General features: G+C 69.9%; 6 protein-coding genes, 5 tRNA genes and 2 pseudogenes. 12 read left to right on the top strand and 1 reads right to left on the bottom strand.

The annotated features are described in order from the left end of the window. The 9 genes and pseudogenes from K7G60_RS08520 to K7G60_RS08485 form a co-directional block, all read left to right on the top strand. Window positions 1–471 (top strand): annotated as a pseudogene (locus tag K7G60_RS08520) (IS5 family transposase); the annotation flags it as partial. A gap of 44 nt (window positions 472–515) precedes the next feature. After that, window positions 516–776 (top strand): annotated as a pseudogene (locus K7G60_RS39135) (DUF4241 domain-containing protein); the annotation flags it as partial. 74 nt (window positions 777–850) lie between these two features. Then, the gene (locus K7G60_RS39130) at window positions 851–1,189 is read left to right on the top strand and encodes a DUF4241 domain-containing protein (RefSeq protein WP_308080475.1); all 339 of its coding nucleotides are present in this window, start codon (window positions 851–853) and stop codon (window positions 1,187–1,189) included. A 307-nt stretch (window positions 1,190–1,496) separates the two neighbouring features. Then, the gene (locus tag K7G60_RS08510) at window positions 1,497–2,219 is read left to right on the top strand and encodes an HAD family hydrolase (protein WP_225800180.1); all 723 of its coding nucleotides are present in this window, start codon (window positions 1,497–1,499) and stop codon (window positions 2,217–2,219) included. A 95-nt stretch (window positions 2,220–2,314) separates the two neighbouring features. Further along, a tRNA-Gln gene (locus K7G60_RS08505) sits at window positions 2,315–2,386 on the top strand. A gap of 39 nt (window positions 2,387–2,425) precedes the next feature. Next, window positions 2,426–2,498, top strand: a tRNA-Glu gene (locus K7G60_RS08500). Window positions 2,499–2,559: 61 nt separating this feature from the next. Next, a tRNA-Glu gene (locus K7G60_RS08495) sits at window positions 2,560–2,635 on the top strand. 19 nt (window positions 2,636–2,654) lie between these two features. Next, window positions 2,655–2,726: transfer RNA gene (locus tag K7G60_RS08490), tRNA-Gln, on the top strand. Between the two features lie 42 nt (window positions 2,727–2,768). Further along, window positions 2,769–2,841 (top strand) — tRNA-Glu (locus K7G60_RS08485). A 126-nt stretch (window positions 2,842–2,967) separates the two neighbouring features. Here the strand turns inward: K7G60_RS08485 and ndgR are convergent. After that, a complete protein-coding gene (ndgR, locus tag K7G60_RS08480; RefSeq protein ID WP_005311436.1) occupies window positions 2,968–3,684 on the bottom strand; it encodes an IclR family transcriptional regulator NdgR in 717 nt (238 codons plus the stop codon). A gap of 140 nt (window positions 3,685–3,824) precedes the next feature. Between ndgR and leuC the strand changes: the two genes are divergently transcribed. The 3 genes from leuC (at window position 3,825) to K7G60_RS08465 (ending at window position 6,181) form a co-directional block, all read left to right on the top strand. Further along, on the top strand, window positions 3,825–5,249 hold the full coding sequence (leuC, locus tag K7G60_RS08475; protein ID WP_225800179.1) for a 3-isopropylmalate dehydratase large subunit: 1,425 nt from the start codon (window positions 3,825–3,827) through the stop codon (window positions 5,247–5,249). Between the two features lie 6 nt (window positions 5,250–5,255). After that, window positions 5,256–5,849 (top strand): 3-isopropylmalate dehydratase small subunit, encoded by a 594-nt coding sequence (gene leuD, locus K7G60_RS08470; RefSeq protein WP_225800178.1) that lies wholly within the window; start codon window positions 5,256–5,258, stop codon window positions 5,847–5,849. A gap of 104 nt (window positions 5,850–5,953) precedes the next feature. Next, on the top strand, window positions 5,954–6,181 hold the full coding sequence (locus K7G60_RS08465; protein WP_225800177.1) for a hypothetical protein: 228 nt from the start codon (window positions 5,954–5,956) through the stop codon (window positions 6,179–6,181). The last annotated feature ends 65 nt before the right edge of the window (window positions 6,182–6,246 follow it).

Here is a 6,246-nt window from a genome sequence, read left to right as displayed (position 1 = left end):
CACCTCGCCGTCGACGGCCGGGGCCTCCCGCCGTCCATCGTGCTCACACCCGGCAACGTCGACGATGCCACCGCGTTCGGTCAGGTCCTCGACAGCATCCGCATCCCGCGCGCCGTTACAGGCCGACCCCGCACGACACCGGCGCGGGTGCCGGCGACAAAGCGTATTCCAGCCGGGCGATACGCCACCCGCTGCGGCGCCGGGGCATCATTGCCACGATCTCCGAACGCCGCGACCAGACGGCCAACCGCCAGCGACGTGGAACCCAGGGTGGTCGCCCACCCTCCTTCGACAAAGGCATATATCGCGACCGCAGCGTGGTCGAACGATGCTTCGCCCGTCTCAAGCGGTTCCGTGCGATCGCGACGAGGTTCGACAAGCTCGCCGATCGTTACCGGGCTGGAATCGTCGTGGCAGCTCTGGTCCTGTGGCTCCGCGAACCCGCCGGGTGATCATTTGTCAGACAGGCCCTGGGGTCGGCGCTGTCGCGCACCACTTCCGAGAGGCCCACCGCCATGTCGAGTCCCGCCCCGGACTTCGCCCGGATCTTCACTCCCGGCACCTCCTTCTCGTACGGGGACGACGGACGGCGTGGAACCCTGTCCGTCGTCGAGGTCGGGAAACCGGGCCTGCCGACCGGCCGGCTGGTGGCCTGTGATCCCTTCGTGTACCTGGGCACCGGCGACGCCGAGCCCTTCACCGTCGAGGTGGACCCCGGCCGGTATCGCGTCGACGCCGCCGTCGCCACGCTCGTCCACCCCGCGGACCGGCCCGGGGCGCGGCCGCACACCCGGATCGCCGCCGCCCGGCTCGTCGTCCGCGACGTCCCGGCCGTTGCCGGGAGCTCGCCCTGGTTCCGGGCGACGATCCTGCCGAGCCGGGTGAGGACGAGGACTTCGGGTACGGCGTGGACGCCGGGACCGGCTGCTTCTACGACGCCTCCGCCGACGGCGCCTTCCCCGGCACGGAGGACGAGGAGGGAGCCGTATGGGCCGCGATGGAGACCGTCGGGTACGGACCGGCCGTCTTCATGGCCGAGGGGGACGACGGTCACAGTCTGGCCGGGTTCGCCTCGGGCTGGGGTGACGGCTGCTATCCGACGTGGATCGGACGGGACGCCTCCGGCGAGGTCGTGTGCTTCGTCACCGATTTCCGTGTCGCACCCCGCGATCTCGACCTCACGGCCTGACCGCCGCCCCAGGGGGAGGGAGCAGGGGGGCGGCCGCGAAGGTGCCGTTCCCGCACCGGGCGAGGAGTGGCGCGACCGCCTCGCGGAGAACCGGGCCGTCGCTCACCGCATCCACCTGGACGTGATCCGTGGCCGCCGGCGTCCCGGCGCCTCCTGGACTCGCAAGGCCCTCCCCGTCGTCCTCCTCGCCGCGCTCCGGGCAGGTGGGGTGGCCGGTGTGGACATGGACGGGATGCCGATCGCCTCGCCCAGGCGTGGGGCCGAGACCCACTCCTGCTCACTGCTCAGGAGCGGTACCGTCGTTCCCATGACCATCCGCGCGGTGCTCTGGGACATCGACGACACGATCTTCGACTACGCGAGCGCCGACCGGACCGGGATGCGGGCGCATCTCGCCGCCGAGGGGCTGCTGGACGCCTGGGGGTCCGCGGAGGAGGCCCTGCGGCGCTGGAAGGAGCTCACGGAGCTGCACTGGCGCCGGTACGAGGCCGCGGGCGGGGACTTCCGGGAGCAGCGGCGCGGCCGCGTGCGGGACTTCCTCGGTCGGCCGGCGCTCACGGCCGCCGAGGCCGACGACTGGTTCGACCGGTACGTGATCCACTACGAGGCCGCCTGGGAGCTCTTCCCCGACACCGTGCCCGTCCTCGACCTACTGGCCCGTGACTACCGTCACGGAGTGCTGTCCAACTCCAGCATCCACAACCAGGACCACAAGCTCCGCGCGCTGGGCGTACGGGACCGCTTCGAGGCCGTGGTGTGCGCCGCCGAGCTGGGGGTGGCCAAGCCGGCCCCGGAGGCCTTCCACGCCGCCTGCGCCGCCCTGGGCCTGCGCCCCCACCAGGTGGCGTACGTCGGGGACCAGCCGGACATCGACGCCCGGGGCGCCGTGGAGGCGGGGCTCCGGGGGATCTGGCTGGACCGCGCGGGGACCGGCGGGAGGCCCGAGCTGACCCGCATCACCGACCTCCGCCAGCTGCCCGCGCTGCTGCGTGCGGATACGCGTTTTGGAGCACCGTCCACCTTCGGGTAATGTTCTTTCTGCGCCGAGGGGAACGGGCCGAAAGGCCGGAAAGCCCCGGAAGCGCAAGCCGAGCAGGATCCCTTCTCGAAGTGATCAAGTTCCGGTGGCCTATGGTGTAATTGGCAGCACGACTGATTCTGGTTCAGTTAGTCTTGGTTCGAGTCCAGGTAGGCCAGCTCGCAGAGCTCATCTGCACCTGTGGATGGCATCCACAAGCCCCCGTTGTGTAGCGGCCTAGCACGCCGCCCTCTCAAGGCGGTAGCGCCGGTTCGAATCCGGTCGGGGGTACAGATCCTTCCCGCGGGATCACCTGGGTAGCTCCCGGTGATCCTGATGCAGGATCGCTAGGGCCCCCGTTGTGTAGCGGCCTAGCACGCCGCCCTCTCAAGGCGGTAGCGCCGGTTCGAATCCGGTCGGGGGTACCAACTGGTCCTAAACCACCAGTGGCCTATGGTGTAATTGGCAGCACGACTGATTCTGGTTCAGTTAGTCTTGGTTCGAGTCCAGGTAGGCCAGCGCAGTAAATCCAGGCGATCCGTCGCGTGGACGCAAGATCTTGCCCCCGTTGTGTAGCGGCCTAGCACGCCGCCCTCTCAAGGCGGTAGCGCCGGTTCGAATCCGGTCGGGGGTACGAGACGAAGAAGCCCTTCCCTTCGGGGGAGGGCTTCTTCGCTGTTCGGCACCGCGCGCACAACTCCGGCCCACCGCTGCGGCGTTGGAGCGGTGGGCCGGGGAACGTACAGGTGAAGAGGGAAGATCAGCCGTTGCGGCGGAGCGCCTCGGAGAGACGGGCGGCGGCGTCGATGACCGCCTGGGCGTGCATGCGGCCCGGGTGGCGCGTCAGACGCTCGATGGGGCCCGAGACCGAGACGGCGGCCACCACGCGGTTCGAGGGGCCGCGTACGGGCGCGGAGACGGACGCGACGCCCGGCTCCCGCTCGCCGATCGACTGGGCCCAGCCGCGGCGCCGCACGCCCGACAGGGCCGTCGCCGTGAAGCGGGCGCCCTGGAGGCCGCGGTGCAGCCGCTCGGGCTCCTCCCAGGCCATCAGGATCTGCGCGGACGAGCCGGCCTTCATGGTCAGCGTCGAGCCGACCGGGACCGTGTCCCGCAGACCCGAGAGCCGCTCGGCCGCCGCCACGCAGATGCGCATGTCGCCCTGGCGCCGGTAGAGCTGGGCGCTCTCGCCGGTGACGTCGCGCAGATGCGTCAGAACGGGGCCCGCGGTCGCGAGCAGGCGGTCCTCGCCGGCCGCGGCGGCGAGCTCCGCCAGGCGCGGTCCGAGGATGAACCGGCCCTGCATGTCGCGCGCCACCATCCGGTGGTGTTCCAGTGCCACGGCGAGACGATGTGCCGTGGGTCGTGCGAGTCCCGTCGCCGCGACCAGTCCTGCGAGGGTGGCCGGACCGGACTCCAGGGCGCTCAGGACAAGGGCTGCCTTGTCGAGAACGCCTACGCCGCTAGAGTTGTCCATGCAACGATATTCGCGTCTCACTCTGTGAAACGCAAGTTCAATTTTTCTCGGAACCTGTGACTCTGGTGAGGCGGCCGCACAACGGCCCGCGAAACGGGTCTCTAGTTGTGCCGGCGTAGACGTCGGCCGGAGGGAAAGCGATGGGTAGGACACTCGCGGAGAAGGTCTGGGACGACCACGTCGTCCGGCGCGCCGAGGGCGAGCCCGACCTCCTCTTCATCGATCTGCACCTGCTGCACGAGGTGACCAGCCCGCAGGCCTTCGACGGCCTCCGCCAGAACGGCCGACAGGTGCGGCGCCTCGACCTCACCATCGCCACCGAGGACCACAACACCCCGACCCTCGACATCGACAAGCCGATCGCCGACCCGGTCTCGCGCGCCCAGCTGGAGACCCTCCGCAAGAACTGTGCCGAATTCGGTGTCCGGCTGCACCCGCTCGGCGACGTCGAGCAGGGCGTCGTCCACGTCGTGGGCCCCCAGCTGGGCCTGACCCAGCCCGGCACCACCGTGGTCTGCGGCGACTCGCACACCTCCACGCACGGCGCCTTCGGCGCGCTGGCCTTCGGCATCGGCACCAGCCAGGTCGAGCACGTGCTCGCCACCCAGACGCTGCCGCTGGCCCGCCCCAAGACCATGGCGATCACGGTCGACGGCGAGCTGCCCGAGGACGTCACCGCCAAGGACCTGATCCTGGCGATCATCGCGAAGATCGGCACCGGCGGCGGCCAGGGCTACATCCTGGAGTACCGCGGCTCCGCCATCGAGAAGCTCTCGATGGAGGCCCGGATGACCATCTGCAACATGTCGATCGAGGCCGGCGCCCGCGCGGGCATGATCGCCCCCGACGAGACCACCTTCGCCTATCTGAAGGGCCGCGCCCACGCCCCCGAGGGCGAGGACTGGGACGCCGCCGTCGCGTACTGGAAGACCCTGAAGTCCGACGAGGACGCGGTCTTCGACGCCGAGGTCGTCATCGACGCGGCCGAGCTGGCGCCCTTCGTCACCTGGGGAACCAACCCCGGCCAGGGTGCGCCGCTTTCGGCGAGCGTCCCCGACCCGGCTTCGTACGAAGACGCTTCGGAGCGCCTGGCCGCCGAAAAGGCCCTGGAGTACATGGGGTTGACCGCCGGGCAGCCGCTGCGCGACATCAAGGTCGACACCGTCTTCGTAGGCTCCTGCACCAACGGCCGCATCGAGGACCTGCGCAACGCGGCCGCCCTGCTGGAGGGCCGCAAGGTCGCCGACGGCGTCCGCATGCTGATCGTCCCCGGCTCGGTCCGGGTCGCCCTGCAGGCCGTCGAGGAGGGCCTGGACAAGGTCTTCAAGGAGGCCGGCGCCGAATGGCGGCACGCGGGCTGCTCGATGTGCCTGGGCATGAACCCCGACCAACTGGCCCCCGGTGAGCGCTCCGCGTCCACCTCCAACCGCAACTTCGAGGGCCGGCAGGGCAAGGGCGGCCGGACGCACCTGGTCTCCCCCCAGGTCGCCGCCGCCACCGCCGTCCTGGGCCACCTGGCCTCCCCGGCCGATCTGTCCGACGTCGCCACCACCGCGGGGGTCTGAGGAACCATGGAAGCTTTCACCACGCACACCGGCCGGGCCGTCCCGCTGCGCCGCAGCAACGTCGACACCGACCAGATCATCCCGGCGCACTGGCTGAAGAAGGTCACCCGCGACGGCTTCGAGGACGGTCTCTTCGAGGCCTGGCGCAAGGACTCCGAGTTCGTCCTCAACCGCCCCGAGCGGCAGGGCGCCACGGTCCTGGTCGCCGGCCCCGACTTCGGCACCGGCTCCTCCCGCGAGCACGCCGTCTGGGCGCTCCAGAACTACGGCTTCCAGGCGGTCATCTCCTCCCGCTTCGCCGACATCTTCCGCGGCAACTCGCTGAAGAACGGCCTGCTGACCGTCGTCCTCCCGCAGGAGACGGTGGACGCCCTCTGGGAGCTGACCGAGGCCGACCCGACCGCCGAGATCACCGTCGACCTGGAGGCCCGCAAGGTCCTGGCCGCCGGGATCGAGGCCGACTTCGAGCTCGACGAGAACGCCCGCTGGCGACTGCTCAACGGCCTCGACGACATCAGCCTCACCCTTCAGAACGAAGCCGACATCGCTGCGTACGAGGCTGCTCGACCGGCCTTCAAGCCCCGTACAATTACGGTCTGAGCAGCGCTTTTCCAAGACTGCGCCCCCCACCGACCGGTGGGGGGCGCAGTCGCTTGTTGAGACCCTGTCGGGCGACAACTCGCCCTAGATGGCACAATCGGTGCATGGAACGCGACAGCCAACTCGAGCTCTACGAGGCAGTCGCCGCCCGATTGAAGGAAGCGCACACAAGGGTGCGCTCACTGCAAGTCCCGGAGGGCGTAAGGATGGCGCTGTCCCGGAAGCTGCTGGGCGTCACGGCAGCGGCGAAGCACGATCTCAAGGACGCGGCGACGCGTCTCGACCGGTTGATGAAGGACCTCGACGAGGGCCGATTCCCAGAGGACGACTGACACCAGGAACTCCGCAACGGAACTTCCGCGTTGCGGCACTAGGGTGATTAGACCGTTTCGTGTTT

This window comes from Streptomyces sp. NK15101 (genome assembly GCF_020400725.1).
In the GTDB taxonomy this organism is placed as follows: domain Bacteria; phylum Actinomycetota; class Actinomycetes; order Streptomycetales; family Streptomycetaceae; genus Streptomyces.
The sequence above is the reverse complement of the archived record's forward strand: the minus strand, read 5'-3'. Positions and strand labels throughout refer to the sequence as shown.

What these genes read in the sequence shown, in the direction of transcription:
- leuD (WP_225800178.1), top strand. Translation starts at nt 5,256, where the DNA reads ATGGAAGCTTTCACCACGCACACCGGCCGGGCCGTCCCGCTGCGCCGC.
- ndgR (WP_005311436.1), bottom strand. Translation starts at nt 3,684, where the DNA reads ATGGACAACTCTAGCGGCGTAGGCGTTCTCGACAAGGCAGCCCTTGTC.
- leuC (WP_225800179.1), top strand. Translation starts at nt 3,825, where the DNA reads ATGGGTAGGACACTCGCGGAGAAGGTCTGGGACGACCACGTCGTCCGG.
- K7G60_RS08465 (WP_225800177.1), top strand. Translation starts at nt 5,954, where the DNA reads ATGGAACGCGACAGCCAACTCGAGCTCTACGAGGCAGTCGCCGCCCGA.
- K7G60_RS08510 (WP_225800180.1), top strand. Translation starts at nt 1,497, where the DNA reads ATGACCATCCGCGCGGTGCTCTGGGACATCGACGACACGATCTTCGAC.